Source organism: Streptococcus oralis subsp. tigurinus, assembly GCF_002093575.1.
Lineage (GTDB): Bacteria > Bacillota > Bacilli > Lactobacillales > Streptococcaceae > Streptococcus > Streptococcus oralis_CH.
This window is the reverse complement of record NZ_LNVH01000004.1, coordinates 80211-103400: the sequence shown is the minus strand read 5'-3', so window position 1 is coordinate 103400 and position 23190 is coordinate 80211. Positions and strand designations below refer to the sequence as shown.

Annotated in this window: 18 protein-coding genes; all 18 read right to left on the bottom strand. The window is 36.8% G+C overall.

The window, feature by feature from the left end:
• Positions 1–37: 37 nt before the first annotated feature.
• The 18 genes from ATE37_RS05560 to ATE37_RS05475 all read right to left on the bottom strand — a co-directional run bounded on the left by ATE37_RS05560 (position 38) and on the right by ATE37_RS05475 (position 23045).
• On the bottom strand, positions 38–2020 hold the full coding sequence (locus ATE37_RS05560; protein ID WP_084868297.1) for a peptide ABC transporter substrate-binding protein: 1983 nt from the start codon (positions 2018–2020) through the stop codon (positions 38–40).
• A 308-nt stretch (positions 2021–2328) separates the two neighbouring features.
• Positions 2329–3381: a glycosyltransferase gene (locus tag ATE37_RS05555; protein WP_084868296.1), complete on the bottom strand. Its 1053-nt coding sequence runs from the start codon at positions 3379–3381 to the stop codon at positions 2329–2331.
• Positions 3382–3405: 24 nt separating this feature from the next.
• On the bottom strand, positions 3406–4503 hold the full coding sequence (gene glf, locus ATE37_RS05550) for a UDP-galactopyranose mutase (RefSeq protein ID WP_084868294.1): 1098 nt from the start codon (positions 4501–4503) through the stop codon (positions 3406–3408).
• 133 nt (positions 4504–4636) lie between these two features.
• Entirely contained in the window at positions 4637–5785 is a 1149-nt protein-coding gene (locus ATE37_RS05545) for a polysaccharide polymerase (protein ID WP_084868507.1), read from the bottom strand.
• Positions 5786–5964: 179 nt separating this feature from the next.
• On the bottom strand, positions 5965–7380 hold the full coding sequence (locus tag ATE37_RS05540; RefSeq protein WP_084868293.1) for a flippase: 1416 nt from the start codon (positions 7378–7380) through the stop codon (positions 5965–5967).
• Between the two features lie 6 nt (positions 7381–7386).
• Positions 7387–8352, bottom strand: a complete 966-nt coding sequence (locus ATE37_RS05535; protein WP_084868291.1) for a glycosyltransferase family 2 protein — start codon at positions 8350–8352, stop codon at positions 7387–7389.
• Positions 8352–9446 carry a non-hydrolyzing UDP-N-acetylglucosamine 2-epimerase gene (gene wecB, locus ATE37_RS05530; protein ID WP_084868290.1) on the bottom strand — a complete coding sequence of 365 codons (1095 nt, stop codon included), beginning with the start codon at positions 9444–9446 and terminating at the stop codon, positions 8352–8354. Before wecB ends, ATE37_RS05535 begins: the two co-directional genes overlap by 1 nt.
• A complete protein-coding gene (locus ATE37_RS05525) occupies positions 9443–10528 on the bottom strand; it encodes a glycosyltransferase family 4 protein (RefSeq protein WP_084868288.1) in 1086 nt (361 codons plus the stop codon). Before ATE37_RS05525 ends, wecB begins: the two co-directional genes overlap by 4 nt.
• Positions 10503–11225: a WecB/TagA/CpsF family glycosyltransferase gene (locus tag ATE37_RS05520; RefSeq protein ID WP_084868287.1), complete on the bottom strand. Its 723-nt coding sequence runs from the start codon at positions 11223–11225 to the stop codon at positions 10503–10505. The genes ATE37_RS05525 and ATE37_RS05520 overlap by 26 nt, the downstream gene beginning before the upstream one ends.
• 19 nt (positions 11226–11244) lie before the next feature.
• Complete coding sequence (locus ATE37_RS05515) at positions 11245–12030, bottom strand: LicD family protein (protein ID WP_084868285.1); 786 nt, start codon at positions 12028–12030, stop codon at positions 11245–11247.
• Between the two features lie 4 nt (positions 12031–12034).
• Positions 12035–13402 (bottom strand): sugar transferase, encoded by a 1368-nt coding sequence (locus tag ATE37_RS05510; protein ID WP_084868284.1) that lies wholly within the window; start codon positions 13400–13402, stop codon positions 12035–12037.
• Positions 13403–13424: 22 nt separating this feature from the next.
• Positions 13425–14108, bottom strand: coding sequence for a tyrosine-protein kinase (locus ATE37_RS05505; RefSeq protein ID WP_001142501.1), 684 nt, complete (start codon positions 14106–14108; stop codon positions 13425–13427).
• 9 nt (positions 14109–14117) lie between these two features.
• Positions 14118–14810 (bottom strand): capsular polysaccharide biosynthesis protein CpsC, encoded by a 693-nt coding sequence (gene cpsC, locus ATE37_RS05500; RefSeq protein ID WP_084868282.1) that lies wholly within the window; start codon positions 14808–14810, stop codon positions 14118–14120.
• A gap of 8 nt (positions 14811–14818) precedes the next feature.
• On the bottom strand, positions 14819–15550 hold the full coding sequence (gene cps4B, locus ATE37_RS05495) for a capsular polysaccharide biosynthesis protein Cps4B (RefSeq protein ID WP_084868281.1): 732 nt from the start codon (positions 15548–15550) through the stop codon (positions 14819–14821).
• Between the two features lies 1 nt (position 15551).
• Positions 15552–16997 carry an LCP family glycopolymer transferase CpsA gene (gene cpsA / locus ATE37_RS05490; RefSeq protein WP_084868279.1) on the bottom strand — a complete coding sequence of 482 codons (1446 nt, stop codon included), beginning with the start codon at positions 16995–16997 and terminating at the stop codon, positions 15552–15554.
• Positions 16998–17188: 191 nt separating this feature from the next.
• Positions 17189–19150, bottom strand: a complete 1962-nt coding sequence (locus ATE37_RS05485; RefSeq protein WP_061598032.1) for a peptide ABC transporter substrate-binding protein — start codon at positions 19148–19150, stop codon at positions 17189–17191.
• Between the two features lie 148 nt (positions 19151–19298).
• Positions 19299–21266, bottom strand: coding sequence for a peptide ABC transporter substrate-binding protein (locus ATE37_RS05480; protein ID WP_084868277.1), 1968 nt, complete (start codon positions 21264–21266; stop codon positions 19299–19301).
• 168 nt (positions 21267–21434) lie between these two features.
• On the bottom strand, positions 21435–23045 hold the full coding sequence (locus ATE37_RS05475; protein WP_084868275.1) for a glycoside hydrolase family 13 protein: 1611 nt from the start codon (positions 23043–23045) through the stop codon (positions 21435–21437).
• Between the last annotated feature and the right edge of the window lie 145 nt (positions 23046–23190).

The following is a 23190-nucleotide window of genomic DNA, read 5'->3' as shown; positions in this document are numbered from 1 at the left end:
AAGAGGAATACTAAATCCTTTCTCATATCCTGCAAAATTATTTCACATGGTTTGCGAGGTCTTCTTGAGCCTTCTTATTAGACTCTTCTTTTTCTTTCAACCAGTTTTCTTGAGCTTTTTGGTACTCTTCTGTTGTCACTGCCTTATCTTGTACTTCTAGATATTTGTACAAAAGGGCTTCGCTCATACCCTTGTTACCAGAGTATGCAAACGGAAGTGTAAATGGTACCATCTTAGACAACATTGGACGACCAGTTTGAGAAGTTGTTGGGATGAGCAAGGCACTGTCTGTCAACCAAGCTTGGGCAGCAGCATATTTCTCATAACGTTTTGAAACATCAGTAGTTTCTTCCCCAGCTTCCACAACCATTTTTTCGTAGTCTTCCAAACCAACTTGCTTGGCAGCAGCGTTGTTTGTTCCTGAGTCAAATCCTAGGTAAGTCTTTGTATTTTCCCCTACAGATGGTTTGATAATATCAAGGTAGGTAGAAGGGTCTGCAAAGTCTGGAGACCAACCCACATTATCTGAGATATCCCAGTCTTCTCCAGCAGCAGTTTCAGCAAAGTAAGTGATGTTCAAGACATCGTCTTTTTGAAGTTGTTGGATATCGACAACCACATTATCTGATCCTAAGTTTTCTTCAACTGACTGTTTAAAAGATTGAACACGTTGAACTTTTGTTGTATTGGTTTGGTCTACAGGCATGTCCAAGTGGATTGGGAATTTCACACCTTCCGCTTGAAGAGCTGTCTTAGCTTTAGCAAACTCTGCTTTAGCCTTATCTGGGTTGTAGAGTCCATCTTGAGCATCATCCAAGTTCACGTTGCTCCACTCGTCACCATAAGTCACCAATTTGTCTTTGACCATTTCGCCAAAGTTCTTTCCATCTGCCTGTACAAATGTAGGAGGAACAAACAAGTTACGAAGCAGTTTAGTTGCCCCGCTTGCACCATTTACTTGAGAAGCATAGGCCGTTCTATCGAAACCAAAAGCAAGAGCTTGACGGAAGTCCTTGTTTAAAAGAGCTTTCTTGGTTGATGTTTTTTCTTCATCCGTTGTCTTAGAAGTGTACTTATAAGACTGACGATCGATATTCGTACCTACCAAATAAGTAGTAGAATCTTGTTGTGTATAAACGATATTGTCTTTAAATGCTTTTTCAGTCTCTGTGTAGCTAGCGCTTGTTGGGAAGAGACGAGCCATTGTAAAGCTACCGTCTTTGAAAGCTTCAGTTGGTTTGTTGGTATCTTGTCCATCCCAGAATGATAATTTAACCTTATCGATATGGACATTGTCCTTATCCCAATAGTTAGGATTTTTCGCAAATTCGACAGAAGATTTAGCAACAATTGATTTGAGTAAGAACGGACCATTGTAGAGAATACTGCTTGAGTCAGTTCCCTTAGCGAAGTCATCCCCTTTAGAGTTCAAGAACTCTTCATTTACTGGAGCCAAAACTCCCATCGTTGTCTTAGAATTCCAGAAGCTTTCTGGCTTGTTCAATGTGTACTGAACTGTATAATCATCAAGGGCCTTGATTCCTACTTGAGAGAAGTCTGTAATTTCTCCTTTCACATAGGCGTCCAATCCTTTGATTGATTCTTGAACTAAATAAAGACCATCTGATTTCTTATCAGCAGCATATTTAAGTCCTGTTACAAAGTCTTGAGCTTTGACTTCTGCGTATTCCTCACCTTCAGAGGTATACCATTTTGCATCCTTACGAAGCGTATATGTGTAAGTCAAGCCATCCTTAGATACAGACCAATCCTCAGCCATGGATGGTACAAAGTTACCATAGCGGTCATTTTCGAGCAAGCCATCGATAACGTTGCTCGTAATATTTGCTGTAGCTGCCTTACCAGTTGTCAAATAATTTAGGTTATCAGGATCCGTTTCATAAATATATGAGAATGTCTTCTCACCTTTAGCACTTGAACTTGATCCAGAGCACGCAGCCAGAGTACCAGCTGCCAATAATGTCACACCCGCAAGGGCAAGTAATTTTGAACTTTTCATCATTTTCTCCTTTAAAATTTACATCCCATTATAGACCCTTTTCAGAAAGTTGTCAACAGAATTTTCAGAATTTTTGAATGATTTTAGCATTTTCTGAAAAAATTATCTTAAGATAATTTACACAATACACTAATTTTTTAACAAAGTATTCCAATAATTCAATTAAAAAACAACTACTTTAAGAAAAGAGAGAATCTAACGATTCTCCTTCCCATCTATTTAATCAGTTTTAAACTGTTCTAAGCATAGTTATTGACTTTTGTTTCAATATCTATGAAATATATAACTTAAAATAATATTTCAATCAATCATTTTAACTTTTTTAATGCAGAAAAGAGGTAAGCACCCTCTCGAATCTTTTGACCTACAGACTTAGCCTTATTTACCAAATTCTGATACTCTTCTTCAGACAAATGTTCTAGTTCCTTTTCTAAATCAAGCAAGCTCTCAACACTAATTCCACACTCCTTTTCTAAAACGAAATCAGCCAAGGCTGATTGCCTCCAAACAATAATAGGAAAACCAGAAGCCAAATAAAGAGAAGCCTTGTGGGAATTATTGTATCTCAAATACTCACCAAACACTCCGCTACAAGTTTTAGAACTATCACCATCCCAAACTAACCCAAAGCTTCCTTCTAATGCTGACGGTAGTTCATCTGGAAGGAATGAACCAAAATAAGTTTCATTGGATAGCTTTCTAGCCTCATCAAAACCAACACCATAGAGGTTATATGCCGGTCTTGCAGGTAACTCATATAAGTAACCTGCTTTTTCTTGGGCCAAATTTCCAGCTACAATAATAGCCCCTTCCTTCGATAGATTTTCTTTATCCTGATAATTCGGGATAAGATAGTCAAAAATACCTAAACTAACTATTTTTTTCTCAGAAATTCCCTTGTCCACTAGCACTAATTTCATAATTGGATTATGAGCAATAAGACCATCAGCTTGTTTCAAAAGACTAGATTCTTGAAGATGAACTCGGATTTTATGCTTCCAGGGCACTGTATCCAAATTAGCATAGCGCAAAACTTCTAAATCATGGATAATGAAGTGAACCTTTACTCCCTTACGTTGCATTCTTTTTACTAAATGGGTCGTAAAGAAACTATGATGAAGCATAGGAAATTGAATAAGTAGCTGATCTCCTTCCTTCAACTTAGAGATAGCTTTAGATAGGGCTTTAGCCTTGTGTCGTTGGGCCCTAATAGTCCCCATTTGATACCAATCATCTACCATCAATAACAAAGGACTATAGCCCTCACGAACCACTATTTCTTCGACATCATTTCGCGCCTTATTCCCCGCATTTCGTGCACCAGAATCCTTCAGAAATTCTTCTTTTAGATAATATTTCATCGATCAATTTTATCCTTTATTATCTTATTTAAACTCTTCCTCTACCACATTCAAGGCACGTTCGATTACTACATGCATATCGTAGTATTTATAATCAGCCAAACGTCCGCAGAAAATTACCTTACCGTTCTGTGCTGCTTCTTCTTGATATTTAGCAAAGATAGCATTGTTTCTCTCATCATTGATTGGATAATAAGGCTCATCTCCTCGCTTCCAGTCAGCAGGATATTCACGCGTAATAACTGTCTTTGGTTGCGTTCCGTATTCGAAGTGCTTGTGTTCAATAATACGAGTATAAGGAATTTCACGTTCTGTATAGTTTACAACTGCATTTCCTTGATAATTTTCCTCATCTAGAACTTCATGCTCAAAACGAAGACTACGGTATTCCAACTCACCATGCTTATAATCGAAGTATTGGTCAATCATTCCTGTAAAGACAACTTTTTCAGCTGAAGCTTCTAATTCTTGGCGATTGGCAAAAAAGTCAACACCAAGTTCTACTTCTACACCCTTCAGCATATTCTCGATAATAACGTTGTAACCCCCAATTGGAATCCCTTGGTAACGGTCATTAAAATAATTATTATCAAAGGTTAGACGAACTGGCAAGCGTTTAATGATAAATTGTGGAAGATCAGTAGCAGAACGTCCCCATTGTTTTTCGGTGTATCCTTTAATCAACTTTTCATAGATATCCGGACCAATCAACTTAATAGCTTGTTCTTCCAAGTTTTTAGGCTCAACATCTTTCATATGAGCCGTTTGTTCAGCTATCTTATCTTTCACTTCTTGAGGAGTTTTTGTACCCCACATAGCATAAAAAGTATTCATATTGAAAGGTAGATTATAAAGGCTACCCTTATAATTAGCTACAGGCGAATTGATGTAGTTGTTAAATTCAGCAAATTGATTAACATAATCCCAGACTTTTTTGTTTGAAGTATGGAAGATATGTGCACCGTACTTGTGAATGTTGATACCTTCAACGTTCTCACAGTAGATATTCCCACCAATGTGATCACGCTTATCAATCACTTTTACTTTTTTTCCACGCTTAGTTGCTTCATAAGCAAAAATTGCTCCCGACAAACCAGCACCAACGATTAGATAATCATACATATTAAATCTCCATTATCAAACAATAAAGTTCCTTTTTTAATAACTAAATTAAATGAGGTGGTATTAAACTATCAAAATTGATAGATCAAAAATATTATATCATTTAAAACAATCTCTCTACTAATTAAAAAACTTAAGTGTTAATTTGCGAAAAACTATCATTTAATTTAATCCTATCAAAAGTATTTTTTGAAAACAACATAAACATAAAAATATTGTACGAGGGCACAAACCAGAATGCTTCAATCATGCAGTTTAGAGCAATTATAGATAGAATTGCTACATATAAATATTGACCTTTTTTAGACTGCTCTTTTGCTGAAATGATATAAATTATAATTAATAGCACTACGGGAACAATACCATATGTAAACAGCATCTGGACATAAGAGGAATCTACATAGTTATATCCCATTACAGCTTCCGTCTTTCCACCTGAACCGATAAACAAAACTTCTCTGGTACCAAATAAATTTACACTAAAGGAAGTAAATGCATTTCTTCCTAACGCCAACCTACCCGTAATTAATTTATTAATTGAAACCAGAAAAGGTGAGCTCCAAGAAAACGTATAAGATAAATACATCATTAATGATGAGAAAATCAGTACTGAATATGGCAGTATTGCATAAATGCGAAGTTTCTTTTCTCCAACAACATAAAAATATATAAAGATAACCGTTGCTAATAAAATAGACAATGCATTTAAGCGTGCGTCACAATATTTAATGACAAAGCCAGCTAGTAGAATCCCCACTATTGTTCTTGTCCAAATCAATCTATCCTTTAATAGATAGGAATAAGCTATAAACAGATAGAAACAGTGAGAAGCAAAATCGGTCGGATAAATAAAGCCAAAGGAATTTCGAATCACTCCCCCTCGATTATATTGTAAATTTGGTACTATTCCTAAAAGTGATAATATAAATACAACTATCAATACTATACTAGAGACACAAATATAATTTTTCAAAATTACTTTCATATCAACATTAACTAAAAAAGCTAGTAATGTCGAATAGACAAGAAAATTAAGTCTGCCCGTCTGTAAATATACTACAATTCCTGTTAAGAGCAGTAAAATAGATAATACCAGATATTTGTAAGGAATCCTCATCTTGGACAAAAATCGAAGTCCTAAAAATAAGACAACCATAAACAGATAACTTGCTTTAACTTGAAAAAATGTCTTATCCAACATTGTTGTAGATATAGCATTAAAAAATACCACTATCGCTACAACAATGTTAACCAGTAGGTTTTCAATATTTATTTTTTTCATTTTTTGATAAAGAATATTATAGAATGAACTAAAATAATTAGTTTTAATTATAGAAATTTCAGTCCATCTACAATCTCCCTTCCTCACTTTCCTAAACTTTTAACCCTTTACAATATTATCTAAAACAAATTCTCATCTATAAAAAAATTTAATTAATTTATAGTGATATTCTTACCATTCTATTTATTGAATAATTGCTCTTTTAACTCTTTTAGACTAACTACTCTAAATAATAAAATTTGCAGAACATAAAGTATTCCCCCTACAACTGCATATATAACAACATTAACCAACGGTACAAAATGCATACCTGTCTTTAACAATGAAAGAACAAAATACATAAGGATAGACGCTAAAAATATTTTAAACATTGAAGCAAAAATTGGCACTTCTCTCAGATATTCTCTTGTAAAATACAATTGAATGAACCATACTAAGGCTTCCGTTAGTACCGATACAACTGATGCACCAATATAACCAAATTTAGGTAATAAGAGTAGATTTAATCCCACACTAATAATTGCTGGAACCGTGGTTGAGGTCATAAATTCTTTATTCTTATTATGAGGTATCAAAATTTGAATTCCCATAATATTCGTCCATCCAATAAAGAACATTCTAAAAATCATAATTGCAATAGCATACCTAGCATCTTGAAAGTCATTGCCCAAGAAAAATTTTACAAAATCATTATTAACAATTAGCATGCCCGCAATAATTGGAAAAATTACCAAATTGTAAATTAAAAAAGATACCTGATGCATTCGATTCACGGCTTCATTATTTCCTTTTGATAAAAGATTTGAAACACGTGGAAGCATGACACTTCCCAGAGAAGTTACCAAAGTAAGTAAAATATTCACCAATTTTAAAGCTTGATCATAAATACCAACATCAGTAGTTGATGCTAAAGCACCGAGCATTGTTCTATCTAAAGTAACATACAAAGAAATTGCTATTTGAGGCAAAAACAATAAAATTACCGGTTTAAGATGTTTCTTTGCATAACATAAATCCAAGTGAGGCTTACCAATAAATTCATGTGCTGGAAACCACATACTTAACTGGCCTAATAATTCAAATACTGTCAATAAGGAAACATATAGATATAAATCACCTGGGGTTTTGACAAATAAAAATATTGAAACAACTCCCACCAGTTTAACAGTGATGTTTCTAACTGTTATCTTACGAAAATCCTCCAAGCCTTGAAAAAGCCAAGAAATATCCATTCCCTTAGATAATAAACTTAAGCCTAAAATATACGCTACTGGATTCTGCATAAATGGAAATGCAAAACACAAAATTATATATAATAAAATTGATAAGCAAGTTGCACCAAACTGCAAGGTATAGATACCCCAGAAGTTTTTTCGAATATCTTTCCGATGACTTGAAATTTCTTTTGTCCCATAATTAGCAACTCCTAAAGTCGCTAAGAGAATAAAATAGGTAACAATTGAGTTGAAATATCCATAAGTTCCTAAATCGTTTGAGCTAAAAACTCTAGTAACATAAGGTGTTGTGATAATCGGAAGAATAATCACTAATAATTGATAAGAGAGATTGTAAGCATAGTTTTTCAAAACCTTCATGACTATCTAACCCATTTTCCCTCTGACTTTTTTATACAGTTTTGCAGATACGAGGAACAATATATATTTCAATTTATTTTTCCTTGTGACATTTGGATTCGGAATAACGTCCTTGAAATACTGAACGTATTCTTTACGTACCTTATTAACTTCTCGATACATATTAGAACCGAGTAATGCATGGACAATGTGAAGACCATTAAAAACATATCGTACATTTAAGGCTCTTCGCATCTCTTGGTTGGTTGAAAAGTCTCGTTCTACATAACTCCTATTGCAATCCATTGCCTTGTAAAAATCTAGAAGTTTTGTACTATATGCAGAATTCACGGTACTACCTGATCTCCGATAATATTTATATAGATTAATAGATCCTACCGCAATCTCTCCGCTAGCGGCAATATGTTCATAGGCAATAGCTAAATCCTCATATATCATTCCCTCTGGATAAGGATATTTTAATAAAATATCTTTCTTATAAAGTTTTCCTCCAGGATGAGTTCCTACACTATTCCCGTAAAACATTTGAACAAGGGCTTCATCTTTATCTAGTTTCTTACTATTTTCTAATGAAAGACTTTCGCCTATATTATTTATTTTATGATCTCTCACTTCAACAATTGAAGTCACAACCAAATCAACGTCATATTTGTCTCTTAAATCAACTAAATATTCAACCGCTCTTAAATCATAATAGTCGTCTGAGTCTAGAAACATAATCCAATCAGAGGAAGCCTCTTTTACTCCTATATTTCTAGCCCTAGATTGTCCGCCATTTTCAATATGCAGAACTTTAATTCTGTCATCTTCTCGAGCATATTGGTCACAAATTTCTCCAGAACTATCCGTCGAACCATCGTCTACCAGGATAATCTCGACATTCTTATAGGTCTGCTTTCTTAAACCGCCTACACTATATTGAAGATAGTCCTCGACATTGTACACTGGTATAACAATAGAAATCTGATCCATTATGATAATCCTTCCAAAATGATATCAACAATACGCTCACAAGCTTTTCCATCTCCATATGGATTACTTGCTTTACTCATCTTGCTGTACTCTGTTTCATCTTCTAGAAGAAGTTTGAAATTAGTATAAATATTTTCTTCTTCTGTTCCTACTAACTTCAATGTTCCCGCAGCAATACCCTCTGGACGTTCTGTTGTATCACGCATTACCAATACTGGTTTACCTAAAGAAGGTGCTTCTTCTTGTACACCACCAGAATCTGTTAAAATCATGTAGCTTTGATTCATAAAATTATGGAAATCAATGACTTCTAGAGGTTCAATAATTTTCATACGTTCATTGTCGCCAAATACCTTACTTGCTGACTCACGAACCTTAGGATTCTTATGAATAGGATATACGACTTTAACATCTTCAAATTCATTCAGGATACGATTAACTGCGTTAAACATATTTTCCATGGGTTGACCAAGATTTTCACGTCGATGTGCTGTCAACATGATTAGTTTACTGTCCTTCGCCCACTCTAAAATAGGATGGTCATAATGATCTTGAACAGTTGTTTTCAAGGCATCAATAACTGTATTCCCAGTAACATAGATATTCTCTCTTCCCTCTTTTAAGAGATTCTCTTTAGCCACCTCTGTCGGAGCAAAATTGAAATCCGCAATAATTGAAGTAGTCTGGCGATTGAATTCCTCAGGAAATGGGCTTTGAAGATTATAAGTTCTCAATCCTGCTTCTACATGTCCAACTTTAATTCCCATGTAAAATGCAGCTAAAGCTGTTGCAAAAGTGGTTGTAGTATCTCCATGAACAAGAACAATATCTGGTTTCTCCTGCTCTAAAACCGCTTGAATTTTATCTAAAATACTTGTCGTGATTGTAAATAATGTTTGATTTGTCTTCATAATTCCTAAGTCATAATCAGGAACAACTTTAAAGACATCCAAAACTTGTTCTAACATTTCTTTATGTTGACCAGTTACACACACAAGTATTTTTATCGAGTTGTTTTTCTTCAACTCATTGACTAAAGGACACATTTTTATTGCTTCTGGACGCGTCCCAAAAACTAACATTACTTTTTTCATTTTGGATCTCCCATTAGTTTTTGATAAAATTTACGATAATTCTCTAGAAACAAAGGATAACTAAATTTCTCCTCATAATCTTTTTTAGCCTGAGTAGCTAACTTTGTTCTAAGTTGCAAGTCAGTCGACAGCCCCTCAATAGCAGAAGCTAAGGCTCTAGCATCTTTAAGCGGAACCAACACACCATTTTCTTTCGTAACAACTTCATTTAATCCTGAAATATCTGTTGCAATCATTGTTTTTCCATTCATAAATGCTTCAATAGCAACTAGGCCAAGTCCCTCAAATACTGAGGGTAAGACACAAAAATCAAAACTATTAATACACTCAACAATATCTTGTCTATAGCCCAAAAAAATTACTTTCTCTTCTAGATTGAGATCTTTAACTTTATTTTCTAGTTCAGTTCTAAGCTCTCCGTCACCAACGATAAATAAATGAATATTTTCTTTTGAAATCAGAGACATCGCATCAATAAGATAGGTCAAGCCCTTTTGTTCAGATAATCTTGCAATACAACCAAGTTTGATTCCATCAAACTTCATAATCTCATCAACCTGTTTATTTGTCTGCTTTAAGATTACTCCGTTATAGATGACAGTACTGTCGGTAATCCCCACATCATCTTTCAAATTTTTATTAACTGCTTGACTAACTGCAATACTGTAGGCATTTTTCAGTGAAAATCTATATAAAGACAACTTATCTTTGAAAACATTATGGGCAGTATAAACGTGGATTAATTTGGGATTAATCAGTTTTAATAAACGAATATAAAAAGCAGCCATTCGATGATGAGTATGGACCAGAGTGATATCATTATTATTAATAATTTGATAGATACTAAGAATCAACTGCAACACTGTAAAAGGATTTTTGCTGTCTATATCCTGGATTTTATGATGGATAATTCCTTGGACTGCTAATTCTCGTTCCCAAAGGCCTCCTGTAGAAGCAATGTGTACACTATCAAACTCATCTTGCAAATCAGAACTCAACTGGTACACAATCCTCTCAGCGCCACCAATATCCATTGTTCGTGAAATATGTAAAATATTATTTTTTCGTTTTTCGTTTCTCATCTAAAACTCGCTTAATAAAGGTAACATTCCCTACAAAGTATCGTTTAAAGAGACGCTTTGGTTCATTAGCAACACGGAACAACCACTCCAAATTTGATTTCTGCATCCAAAGTGGAGCACGCTGAATGTGACCAGACAAGACGTCAAAGCTACCACCTACACCCATAAAAATAGAATTCACTCCATTATCCATAAATTTTTGGATGATGTACTCTTTTTTAGGTGAGGTAATTCCAACAAATACAAAATCGGGATTTTTTTCACGAATATCTTCCTGAATATCTTGCTCATCTTCCTCAGAAAAATAACCATTACGATGTCCAACAACTCGTAGATTTGGATACTCTTCTTTGAAATTTTGTAACATATCCTGCAAAACTTCTTCTTTAGCACCAAAGAAATACACTGAATAAGATTTCTCATTGGCTAATTTTAATAATCTTTGCATTAAATCAATTCCAGCAACACGTTCTGGAACTTGGTAACCCAAAAATCGAGAGGCTAGAACTACTGATGCGCCATCTGCATTGATGATTTCAGACTCGTTAACTATCTTTTTAATAACTTCATCTGATTGACATTGGTTAATCTTATCAGCATTTACGCCCATCAAATGAAGTGGGCGTTGTTCAATGACAAAATTCTCAACTGCCTCTACTGTTTCATCTATTGTTAAGGGGTCAATCCTGACCCCCATTAAATTAAAACTATCCAAATTAATCTCCCCATGTAGACTCGAAGTGGCCCTTACGTTCAGCTTCTTTTGGTAACTTCATGTAATCACCGTATATTTTTGTTAAATATTCATCTGGGTTTGCATGGCAACTTATTTCTAAGTTCTCAAACTCTAGTAATTGTGGTTTACCGAATACTTCTTTTCTAGCAAGTTCACGTTCTCTGTAGGAACCTAATACATTACCAACTATTGAACTTGTTTCAAAATCATATTTTTTTATGAGATTTTGCAATTTGTTGTTAATAGTAGATGTTTTTAAAAGTTTATTTAATTTTAAAACTTTTGATATACTCACAATTGCATTTTCAAAACTTCCCCGATCTCTGTCATGTAGACGATCGATTACAGAAATTTTAGAAAGTGCACGATAGAATTTAATTTTGTTGGTATGAATAAAATAATGGAAACGATCATCTGGATAACCATCCAAAGGAAAAATATCTATGAATGGGCTACACAGTTCATCTCCAAATGGAATTTGTAAGGACGTATCCATGATAGAGGTATTACCTAAATTATCATCATGAAGTCTTAAAATAATATGATTCGGTAATTCCTCTCTGCAAATAGACAAAAATTTTTCATAATCTTTTCGTGGCATTCCCAAATCCATATCATCATCCCAAGGGATAAATCCTTTGTGACGAATTGCTCCTAGTAATGTCCCTCCCAAAGCATAATATCTCAAGTCATATCTACTACAAATAGTAATAAAACTTTCTAATAAAGATAATTCTCCTAGCTGGATTTCTCTTACCTTATTCATATAGTTACTTCGCCCCTTCTCTCATAAATACCACTTTGACGGTCTTTAACAATATTTCAATATCTTTCCAGATGGTCCAATCATCAATATAAGCCACGTCCAGCTTGACAACATCATCAAAGTCCGTGATTTTACTACGACCACTCACCTGCCATAGACCAGTAATTCCTGGCTTAAAACTAAGACGACGTTTCTGTTCAGGAGTATATTTTTCATACTCATCAACTGTTGGGGGACGTGTCCCAACCAAACTCATATCTCCCATTAAAACATTCCAAAACTGAGGGAGTTCATCTAGACTGGTCTTACGGATAAATCTCCCTATCTTTGTTATACGAGGATCATCATCAACTTTAAACATACCACCTTGCATGGTATTTTGTGCAAGGAGCTCTTGTTTCTTTTTCTCAGCATCCACGCACATAGATCTAAATTTATAAAAAGTGAAATGTCGACCATTTTTTCCGATACGAGTTTGAGAAAAAATAGCGGGTCCGCCATCTTTTCGAATCACCGGAACCAAAACAATACTCACCAATCCACAAATAAGTAGTCCGATAATCGAACCTATGATATCAATGAAACGTTTAGCAATGACGTGGCTTGTCTTATAAAATTTTGTAGAAAATGTAATGACATTCAAGCCTGCCATTCCGCGAATCTTTTTATCGCTACCTAGATAGTTATTGAAAGCATTCAGGTTGACTGTCACGTCAATTCCCATTGTTTCAAAAAGAGAGATAAACTCCCCGATGTCGTACTTTTCACTTGGTAAATTGATAAAAACTTCATCAACAACTTCATGGGTAGCAAAGTCTAAGATGTTCTCTGCAGGTACAACGGTTACGGATGCACGCTGAAAATTAGGCTGATCCAAAACACTGACCGCCACCAATTCCCAAAAAATATCTCCCGACTCTATCAGTCTATCTACAACTTTCTCAACTCTGGAAGTAGCTGTTATCAAAAATATCTTTTTACTCCCCTTGAAATTTGGAAAGATACGTCTCCTATAGCGTTTAATGCACAGATTCAACAAATACAACAAAATAGAATGTATTGTCAAAAAATAAATCATGCCTCGTCTAGAGATACTAAAACGATCTTCTAAAAAGAAGTTTGAAATACTGATGGCTAAAGCAAAGAAAACGATATATTTTGTAGTGCTGATAAACTCAGCCAAATAGCCCCTTTTAAAAAAATCACGCTCATAATCACTAATGCTAAAAACAACAAAATGCAGAATGGACAAGATGATAACAGAGGTGTTCACAATCTCTGTTTCTCTAACAAAACTAAGTAAATAAGCTAATATAATGACAAGAAAACTCTGGATTGCCGCCAAAGTAATCTTCAATCCTTTTTCTTCCATAATATCTTCCCTAAGCTATCTCTTATTTTTTCCCGTAAGAGCCATAAGCTCCATATGATCCATATTTTTCAACTGAGGTATTCAATTTATTTAATACAATCCCTAAGAATGGTTTACTTGTTTGTTCCAATTGTTCTTTGGCTTTTTGGATATCACGTCGATTTGTTTCACCAGCTGCAGTCACCAAAATCGAAGCATCACATTTCTGAGTGATGATAGCCGCATCAATCACAACCCCGATAGGAGCGGTGTCCACAATGATGTAATCGAAGTACTTGCGCAAAGTGTCAAGCATAGTCTTAAAATTCTCACTTTGCAACAAAGCTGTTGGATTTGGAGAAACGGAACCAGCTTGAATGACAAACAAATTTTCAACATTCGTATCACATAACCCTTGTGATAAATCTGTTGTCCCTGATAAGAATTCTGTTAATCCCGTAATCTTTTCACGTGATTTAAAAACACCTGACATGACAGAATTACGAATATCGGCATCAATTAAAAGCGTCTTATATCCAGCACGCGCAAAGGCCCAAGCAATATTGGTAGAAGTAGTTGACTTCCCTTCCCCTGGTTTTACTGATGTAATTGAAATAACTTTTAAGTTATTTCCACTCAATTGTATATTGGTACGAAGCGCATTGTAATATTCCTCTGCTTTTCTTGCCAAATCTAATTTTTTTTGTGCAATTTCTAACGTTGGCATTTTTCTCTCCTATTTCAATTTATCCAAATTTGGAACTACTCCCAATAGTGCAATTTGCATAACATCTTCAACGTCTTCTGGTCGTTTAACACGTGTATCTAGGAGTTCAATAAGGAGAACCGCGACAATCATCACAACCGCTCCAGTGAGAAATCCAATCATGGTATTACGACGAATGTTTGGTGAAGATGGTGAGGTTGCTGGGCGAGCCTCTTCGAGTGTCGTCACATCTGAAACCCGTGTAACACTTATAATCTTTTGAGCTGCAACCTCTCTCAATGAATTGGCGATGCGACTTGCTTCTTCAGGCGCACGATCTGTAACAGAGATCGATACGATACGTGTATCAGCCGGTACGGTCACCTTGATTTTACTAGCCAAACCTTTTGAAGGAAGATCCAGTTTCAAATCCGTTGCGACCTTCTCCAAAACGTCTTGTGATAGAATAATTTCGCGATAGTCTTTAACCAAGTAAGATCCTGCTTGCAAATCTTGGTTTGTCAATCCAGGCTTATCTCCCTGATTACGATTAACTACATAGATACGTGTCGTACTGGTATATTCAGGTTTTACGATAAAGCTACTGTAGGCAAAGGCTACTACCCCAGTTACGATTGCTACCAGTGCAATTAGAACTTTCCGTTTCCAAAGGATTTTAAGTAATTGAAATACATCAATTTCCATCATATTTTGTTCTTTCATTGTTTCTCCTAAATCAATTGATCCATTATTATTTTTCGTGGGTTATCTTTGAAGAGTTCCTTCGCCTTATCTTCGCCATACCTTTTAGCAATGATATCATAGGCTTCTTCCATATGAGGTGGTCTGCGATCCAAGTTATGCATATCACTAGCGATTACGTGAACTAGATCACGTTCCAAGAAATACTGAGCTCTCTTTTTCATGAATTTGTAAGTTTCTCCAAAGAGTTTTGGTTTCAAAACATGAGAACTATTGACCTGGGTATAGCACCCCATATCAATCAGTTCCTGAACTCGCTTTTCATTATTTTCTAGAGCATCATAACGCTCAATATGGGCAACAACTGGTGTAATCCCTAACATGAGAATATCGCTCAGTCCTTTATGTATATCTCGATAGGGTGTATTCATGCTAAACTCAATCAAAGCATAGTGACTATCATTGAGGGTTGGAATCAATTTCTTTTCCAATTTTTCGACAACATCTGGCGTATAGTATATTTCTGCGCCATAGGCGATGACAAGATCATCTGCCACCTCCTTGGCTATTTTGCGAACTCTCAAAAAGTTAGTTGCTATCTTCTCTTCTGGTGTCTCAAACATCCCTTTCCGACGATGAGATGTGGAAACAATGGTCCTAACCCCTTGACTATAGGCTTCTCTTAAAAGGTTTTTACTCTCCTCTATCGACTTTGGACCATCATCCACATCAAAAACGATGTGTGAATGGATGTCTATCATGCTACTTGCCCTCCATCACATCTTTGATAGCTGCCTTGGCTGCAGCCAAGCTACTTTCATCAATTTCCATCATATAGAGGTTGCTATCTGGCATAGCGTAGGATGGAAGATCCGTTCTTCCAGTTCCTTTTAAGTCTTGGGAATTGACCTTATACTGACCGCCACTATCCAACTGTGTATTAACCAAGTCCATCATGGTTTCCAAAGGCATATTGGTTTGAAGAGAATCTTGCAACCCTTGAATAATGTTGTCATAATTCTTTAAAGCATCCGTTGATGTTAACTTCTGAATGATGGCAACAATGACTTTTTGCTGGTTCCGACCGCGGTCGCGGTCTCCATCCGCTAGAGAGTAGCGTTCGCGGACAAAACCAAGGGCTTTTTCAGAGTCTAGATGGACATTCCCGACAGGAAAATGGTACTGCCCATGCAAAGAAGTGAAATCTTGGTCATTATAAACATCCACACCGCCTAGAAGGTCAATCAATTTCAAGAAAGAGGTGAAATTCAAACGAACATAGTAGTTAATATCAACTCCATATAGGTTTTCCAAGGTATGAATTGATGAGTCCACTCCATAAATCCCTGCGTGAGTCAATTTATCCTTTTGATTATTTCCTCCGTCCGCAATCGGAACATAAGAATCTCGAGGTGTTGTAGTGAGAAGGATTTTCTTGGTATCTCGATTTACAGTCATCAAGATGTTGACATCTGAACGTGAAACGGAACTGATAGGTCCGTAAGTATCAATACCACTAATATAAATATTAAAGGATTGATTCTTAGATACCTTTGGTGCCGCAACATCCTTGGTTAGTTTTTTCGTATAGATTTTCTTAATCTTCGAAGCATAATCTGGATACTCTGCTTCAATGATATTTTCAAAGACACTGTTCAAGACAATCGCTTTCGCATCACCTGAAATCAAGCTCTTATAGGCTGCTAGGTAAGATGCACTTTGTTCAACCGCCAAGTCTTTGCTCTGAGTCGTCTTAATATCCGCTATCAATTTTTGGATATTGTCATTATCCGTTTCAGTCGGACCTGTCACACTATCCAACTGGGTAACGTTGTTAATTTCACTATCTTTCAAAACGACCACACTCATCGAATACTCTGAGTAGTTTGATGTCGCATTGATGTGATTAGTCAAGCCCACAAACTGGTGCAGAGCAAATAGCGAAACTGAGCTAGTCAACACCGCAAGTACCAAAAAGAAAATCGTGAACTTTTCGGCTTTCTTATATACTATCAAAAGTAGAGCTACGATAACAGATAGTAAAACTAGAACAGTAGCTAAGATATTGAGATGCCTAAAGGCTAGGATATTATGTCTAAAAATTAAGAACAACAAAGAGCCACTCAATAATAAATAAATGGCTAATAAGGCTATATTAATACTTCGCTTCACATTTCCTGAACGATTTCTCTTTGAACGTCTACTCATGGCAATCCCCTATACACGTTAATAATTATGATTATTATATCACAATCATGAAAGAAATTCCATCCATTCCTGCTATTATCAGCGTTTTCATTCATTTTTTCTTAGCTATATTTTGAATTTATGACTTCCATTAACGGAATCCTTGATAAAACAAAAACAAGGTCCCTTATTATGAGGCCCCATTTCTGTTTTTATTTGATATGATTTTCAAACTCTTTTTGGCTCTTTTCAATAGTCTTTTTACTTTCTGCTTCCCACTTAGCCTTGGCTTCGTCGAATTGTTTCTTGGTAACAGGGTCTTTTTGTAATCTCATGTACTTGTAATTATTTCCGTCACCCTTGATACCTACTAGGGAGTAGGCACGTGTAAACGGAGTTACTTTAGTTACAGAGGCTGTACCACCATTTGACATAGCAGACATGACTAGAGAATTGTCGATCATCCAAGCTTGAGCTTCAGCGTATTTTTCATAACGTTTAGCGACATCTTTGTTCTCGGCATCTGCTTCTTTCAGGAGTTGTGTATAGGTATCTAACCCTAGACTCTTAATGAGTTCTTGGTCTTCCTTGGCATCAAGGCCAAAAATCTTGAGATAGAAGCCGGTTTCAGCATTGAAGGGGTCTAGATAAGTTGATGGATCCTGGTAATCACCAACCCAACCATCAAAGTTTAGGTCGTAGTCACGAGCTGCTGGATTTGGTGCTAGGAAGGCAACATTTCCAAAGTCATCTGTAGAAAGCTGTTGAACATCAATGACTATATTGTCAGAACCTAGTACTGTTTCAAGGGTTTGCTTAACCGAGTTCATACCAGAAACCGCATTTTTATTCGTCTGATCAACAGGAACATCCAAATGGATTGGGAAAGTCACGCCTTGGGCTTCCAATTCCTTTTTAGCTTCTGCAAATTTTGCTTGGGCCTTTTCCTTGTTGAAGTAAGCATCTTGAGCATCCGCCAAATTGATACCTGCCCACTCAGTTCCATAGTTTACAAGTTTAGAAGCTGTCACTTCTCCAAAGGTCTTATCTCCCACCTGGACAAATGTTGGTGGAACTAGAGTATTACGAAGGGTCTTGCTTGCTGCTTCTTCACCGTTAGATTGAGCAGAGTAGGCTGTTCGATCAATACCAAAGTTGATAGCCTGACGGAAGTTTTTATTTAAAATAGCTGTTTGAGTTGATTTCTTTTGTTCGTCCGTTGTTTTAGCGGTATGATTATAGGTCTTACGGTTGACGTTAAAGTTAAAGTACCAAGATGTCTTGTCTTGTAAGCTATAAACGATATTGTCTTGGTATTTTTCTTTTGTCTTGGCATAGTTCGAACTATTTGGATAGACTCCCGCAATTGAGTAGGCGCCATTTTCAAAGTTTCGAATGGTCATCTCCTGATCTGACCCATCAAAGTAGGCTAACTTAACTTTTTCAATGGTCACTTTATCATGGTCATAATAGTGTGGATTCTTCACATATTCGATCGAAGATTTTGATGTGAAATCTTTTAACAAATACGGACCATTATAAAGGATACTGTCTGGTGTCAAGGTACCAAAATCCTTATCCTTTGATTTCAAGAACTCTTCATTGACTGGGAAAAGGATACTATTAGTCGTCTTTGAATTCCAGTACGGTTCTGGTCGAGTCAAAGTGTACTCGACTGTGTAGTCATCCAAGGCTTTGACACCAACAGTTGAAAAGTCATTGGTCACACCCGTCACATAGCCATCTAATCCCTTGATTGAATTTTGGATCAGATCCATGGCTTGCCCCTTGTTGTCAGCGGCATATTTGATCCCAGTGACAAAATCCTGAGCCTTGACTGATGCATATTCCTCACCATCAGCCGTGTACCATTTGGCATCTTTTCTGAGCTTGTAGGTATAGGTCAAACCATCTGATGAAACTGACCAATCCTCCGCAAGAGCAGGTACGAGGTTCCCATAGCTGTCATTCTCTAACAAGCCATCTACAAGATTGGTAATAACGGCAGTGTTATCTGCATAATAATCTAGAAGATAGTTAAAAGTTGTTGGATTCGCACTAAATGTTGATGAATAAGTGCTAGTATTTGTGTTGAACTGTCCACATGCCGAAAGCAAAATCCCTGTCGCTAAGACAAGACCTGTCCCGATTAGTCTTTTTTTCATTTTGATCATCACTCACTCCTTTATGTCACGTTTTATAACATAACCATATTTTATCAAATTTATTCAAAAATGTAAAGTTACTGCTTTTATGTCAACTGGTGTCTCAAAACAAAAAAGGAAGCACAGATTTTCTGCAACTTCCTTTTTTGTTTATAGATTACTTGACGTGTTTTTCAAGTTCTTTTTGGTATTTGGCATTTGTTTCGATTTTTTCTTGTTGCCATTTCTTGAAGGCTTCTTCGTATTCTTTTGCAGTCACAACGTCCTTTTGTAACTCCAATCCTTTGAACACAAATGGGTCCCCCTTGATTCCAACTTGAGAGTAGGCTTTTGTGAACGGTACAGTACGGCTAACCGTTGGAGAACCACCTGAAGAAGCAACTGGGATTAAAAGTGAACTATCCGATACCCAAGCTTGAGCTTTGGCGTATTTTTCATAACGCTTATTAAGGTCGCTAGTTTCAGCTGCAGCATCATCCAAGAGTTTCTTGTATTCGTCCAGTCCAACTTGAGCCATCACTTCTGGATCTTTTCCGCGAGTAATTCCCAAGTGTTTAAGGGCAGAACCCTTCTTGGCATCAAGAATATTGAGGTAGGTAGCTGGGTCTTGATAGTCTGGTCCCCAACCAGTTCCGTTCAAGTCATAGTCTTTTTGGGATGGTACCTTGGCTTGAGACGTAATGCTCATTTTTTCATTATCGGTCATTTGAAGAACATCGACAATGACATTTTCAGTACCAAGTGATGATTCGATAGACTGCTTGAGTGAGTTAGTTTGTTGAACCGCGATTACATCTGTTTGTTCAACCGGGATATCTAAATGGATTGGGAAGGTAACCCCCTTGGCTTGCAATTCTTCCTTGGCTTTAGCAAAGGCTGCCTTAGCTTTTTCAGGACTGTAAATCGTATCCTTGCCATCTGTAAGGGCTACATCTTTCCACTGGTCTCCATATGAAACGAGCTCTGCCTGTGCCAACTCTCCAAAGGTTTTTTCACCTACTTGAACGTAGTCATGAGGCACTAGGCTATTACGGATAATCTTGTCTGCACCTTCTTCACCATTCAACTGAGCAGTATAAGAATGACGGTCAAGAGCAAAGTTCAGCGCCTGGCGGAAGTTCTTGTTGAGAAGAGCTTCTTTCGTTGATGTTTTTTGAGTTTCGTCTGTTTTGGCTGTTTTATTGTAAGATTGACGGTTTACGTTAACAGTAAGATAGTAGCTTGTCGCTTCTTGTGGACTGTAAACAATCTTATCGCCATACTCTTTTTTAGTTGACTCAAAGTTTGAGCTTGTTGGGAAGAGACGAGCTGTTGTATAGGCACCTTGTGTAAAGCTACGAATCAAAGATTCTTGGTCAGATCCATCGTAGAAAGTTAATTTGACATTGTCAATCTTAACGTTGTCCTTATCCCAGTAATTTGGATTCTTTTCATATTCAATGGCTGATTTTGAAGTCAATGATTTCAAGAAATAAGGACCATTATAAAGGATGCTTGATGGGGTCGGCGCACCGTAGTCGCTCCCTTTAGAATTCAAAAACTCTTCATTAACTGGAAGCATGGTTGCAGTTGTGACCTTAGAGTTCCAGAAACTTTCTGGCTTGTTAAGCGTATATTCTACCGTGTAATCGTCAACAGCCTTGACTCCTACAGTAGAAAAGTCATTGCTTTCTCCACTGATGTAGGCAGCCAATCCTTTGATAGAATCTTGAATCAAAGTAAGACCATCTGATTTTCCATCAGCTGCGTGTTTTAGACCAGTAACAAAATCCTGAGCCTTGACTTCAGCATACTCTTCTCCCTCAGAAGTATACCATTTTACACCCTTACGAAGTTTGTAGGTATAGGTCAAGCCATCTTTAGAAACAGACCAGTCTTCTGCAAGTGATGGAATTAAGTTTCCATACTTATCATTTTCCAAAAGGCCATCGACAACGTTCGCTATAACATCAGAAGTTGAACTCTTGCTCGTCACACTGTAGTCCAAAGATGATGGATCCATAGCATAGACATAAGAGAATGTCTTGGGCGCATCTGCCTTCTTTTCACTTTTCCCACAAGCAGTTAAAAGAAGGGCTGTGCTTAGGACGGCACCTGCTCCTAAGAGCCACTTTTTCGATCTCATAAGTAATCTCCTTTAAGATAGTATTTTCACCATTATACCCTATTTTTTCATAAAAGCAAGGGCTTTCGACAGATTTTTTAGAAAATTCTAACAAATATTTTTAAAGACTTTTCTACATAATTTTTACTAAAAAGGCCCCAAGCTACAAAAGCTTGAGGTTCCCTTATTTTAATCCGTTAGTTCCACACAGAAAGCATCCCATGGTGCCAAGATTTGTTTTTCAACTGCTTCTTTAGCAGTAGTGTTTTCAATCAAGACAGATTTGACTTTTCCTACTACTGAAAAGGTTTGTTTTACATTGGACAAGTTAGCCACTACTAGGAAGCGACGGTCACCGTCCTTACGAATATAGGCAAAAACCTTGTCAGCTGTATCAAGTAATTCAAAGTCAGCTCGAATCAGCCAACTATTCTCCTTACGGATTTGAACGAGTTTTTGATAGGTATAGAAAATAGAATCTGGATTTGCCAGTGCTTCTTGAACGTTGATTGCTTCGTAGTTTGGATTAACCGCCAACCAAGGTTGACCTGTTGAGAAACCAGCGTTTTTGCTCTCATCCCACTGCATCGGAGTACGGGCATTATCACGACCGATGACACGGATGCTGTCCATGATTTCTTCCATAGGAACGCCTTTTTCAAGAGCTTCACGCGCATAGTTGAGGGATTCAATATCTTCTACTTGGTCCAGTGTTTCAAATGGATAGTTGGTCATCCCAATCTCTTCACCCTGGTAGATATAAGGAGTCCCCCTCATAAGATGAAGCAAGATTGCAAAGGCTTTGGCAGATTTTTCACGGTATTCTTGGTCATTTCCCCAGATAGAAACAATACGAGGAAGGTCATGGTTGTTCCAGAAGAGGGAATTCCAGCCGTCTTCAACTCCCAGCTCTGTCTGCCATTTGTTGAAAATCTCTTTTAACTTCCCTACATTTAACTCTTTTTGGTAGTGCCACTTAGGTTGCCCTTCCTGATATTGAAGACAGATGTGTTCAAACTGGAAGACCATAGACAATTCTTGTCCCTTTGGATCCGAGTAGAGCTTAGCAATCTCTGGCGTTGCACCCCAGGTCTCTCCTACTGTCAAGAGATCTTTGTCACCAAAGGTGGCTTGGTTCATCTCCTTGAGATAGGGATGGAGCATAGGACCGTTATTGACTACTTTCTCATCAGGAATTTTCCCAATCATGTCAATGACATCCATACGGAAACCACCAATACCTTTATCAATCCAGAAGTTCATCATCTCGTAAATTTTCTGGCGAAGTTTTTCATTTTCCCAGTTGAGATCGGGCTGTTTCTTACTGAAAAAGTGGAGATAGTATTGACCCGACTTTTCATCGTATTCCCAGGCGGATCCACTAAAGATAGACTCCAAATCATTGGGCTCATCCCGCCAGATATAGTAGTCTCGCTCAGGGCTATCAGGATTTTCACAGGCCTCAACAAACCAGGCGTGTTCATCCGAGGTATGATTGACTACCAAGTCCATGATAATTCGAATATCACGCTTCTTAGCTTCTGCGATGAGTTCATCCATGTCCTCCATGGTTCCGAAAATAGCTGCAATCGCTTGATAATCAGCAATATCATAACCATTATCATCCATAGGACTATCATAAACAGGAGAAAGCCAAATCGCTGTGATTCCTAACTTAGCTAGATAGTCTAACTTACTAGTAATTCCTGGCAAATCGCCAATTCCATCTCCGTTGCTGTCCATAAAACTCTTGGGATAGACTTGATAGACTACGGCATTGTGCCACCATTTTTCTTGCATCTTCTTACCTCATTATTTTAATAATCTATAGTCTATGATAGCGCTTTTTCAAACTTAGTGCAAGCGTTTGCCTAATCTTTTTGATTTCTTTTTTGACTCCGTAGTTTCCTATCTTCCAATTTTTTATTATAATAGAGGTCAGAGG

Coding starts and splice junctions, on each gene's coding strand:
- ATE37_RS05560 (WP_084868297.1), bottom strand. CDS start 2,020: ATGAAAAGTTCAAAATTACTTGCCCTTGCGGGTGTGACATTATTGGCA.
- ATE37_RS05555 (WP_084868296.1), bottom strand. CDS start 3,381: ATGAAATATTATCTAAAAGAAGAATTTCTGAAGGATTCTGGTGCACGA.
- glf (WP_084868294.1), bottom strand. CDS start 4,503: ATGTATGATTATCTAATCGTTGGTGCTGGTTTGTCGGGAGCAATTTTT.
- ATE37_RS05545 (WP_084868507.1), bottom strand. CDS start 5,785: ATGAAAAAAATAAATATTGAAAACCTACTGGTTAACATTGTTGTAGCG.
- ATE37_RS05540 (WP_084868293.1), bottom strand. CDS start 7,380: ATGAAGGTTTTGAAAAACTATGCTTACAATCTCTCTTATCAATTATTA.
- ATE37_RS05535 (WP_084868291.1), bottom strand. CDS start 8,352: ATGGATCAGATTTCTATTGTTATACCAGTGTACAATGTCGAGGACTAT.
- wecB (WP_084868290.1), bottom strand. CDS start 9,446: ATGAAAAAAGTAATGTTAGTTTTTGGGACGCGTCCAGAAGCAATAAAA.
- ATE37_RS05525 (WP_084868288.1), bottom strand. CDS start 10,528: ATGAGAAACGAAAAACGAAAAAATAATATTTTACATATTTCACGAACA.
- ATE37_RS05520 (WP_084868287.1), bottom strand. CDS start 11,225: ATGGGGGTCAGGATTGACCCCTTAACAATAGATGAAACAGTAGAGGCA.
- ATE37_RS05515 (WP_084868285.1), bottom strand. CDS start 12,030: ATGAATAAGGTAAGAGAAATCCAGCTAGGAGAATTATCTTTATTAGAA.
- ATE37_RS05510 (WP_084868284.1), bottom strand. CDS start 13,402: ATGGAAGAAAAAGGATTGAAGATTACTTTGGCGGCAATCCAGAGTTTT.
- ATE37_RS05505 (WP_001142501.1), bottom strand. CDS start 14,108: ATGCCAACGTTAGAAATTGCACAAAAAAAATTAGATTTGGCAAGAAAA.
- cpsC (WP_084868282.1), bottom strand. CDS start 14,810: ATGAAAGAACAAAATATGATGGAAATTGATGTATTTCAATTACTTAAA.
- cps4B (WP_084868281.1), bottom strand. CDS start 15,550: ATGATAGACATCCATTCACACATCGTTTTTGATGTGGATGATGGTCCA.
- cpsA (WP_084868279.1), bottom strand. CDS start 16,997: ATGAGTAGACGTTCAAAGAGAAATCGTTCAGGAAATGTGAAGCGAAGT.
- ATE37_RS05485 (WP_061598032.1), bottom strand. CDS start 19,150: ATGATCAAAATGAAAAAAAGACTAATCGGGACAGGTCTTGTCTTAGCG.
- ATE37_RS05480 (WP_084868277.1), bottom strand. CDS start 21,266: ATGAGATCGAAAAAGTGGCTCTTAGGAGCAGGTGCCGTCCTAAGCACA.
- ATE37_RS05475 (WP_084868275.1), bottom strand. CDS start 23,045: ATGCAAGAAAAATGGTGGCACAATGCCGTAGTCTATCAAGTCTATCCC.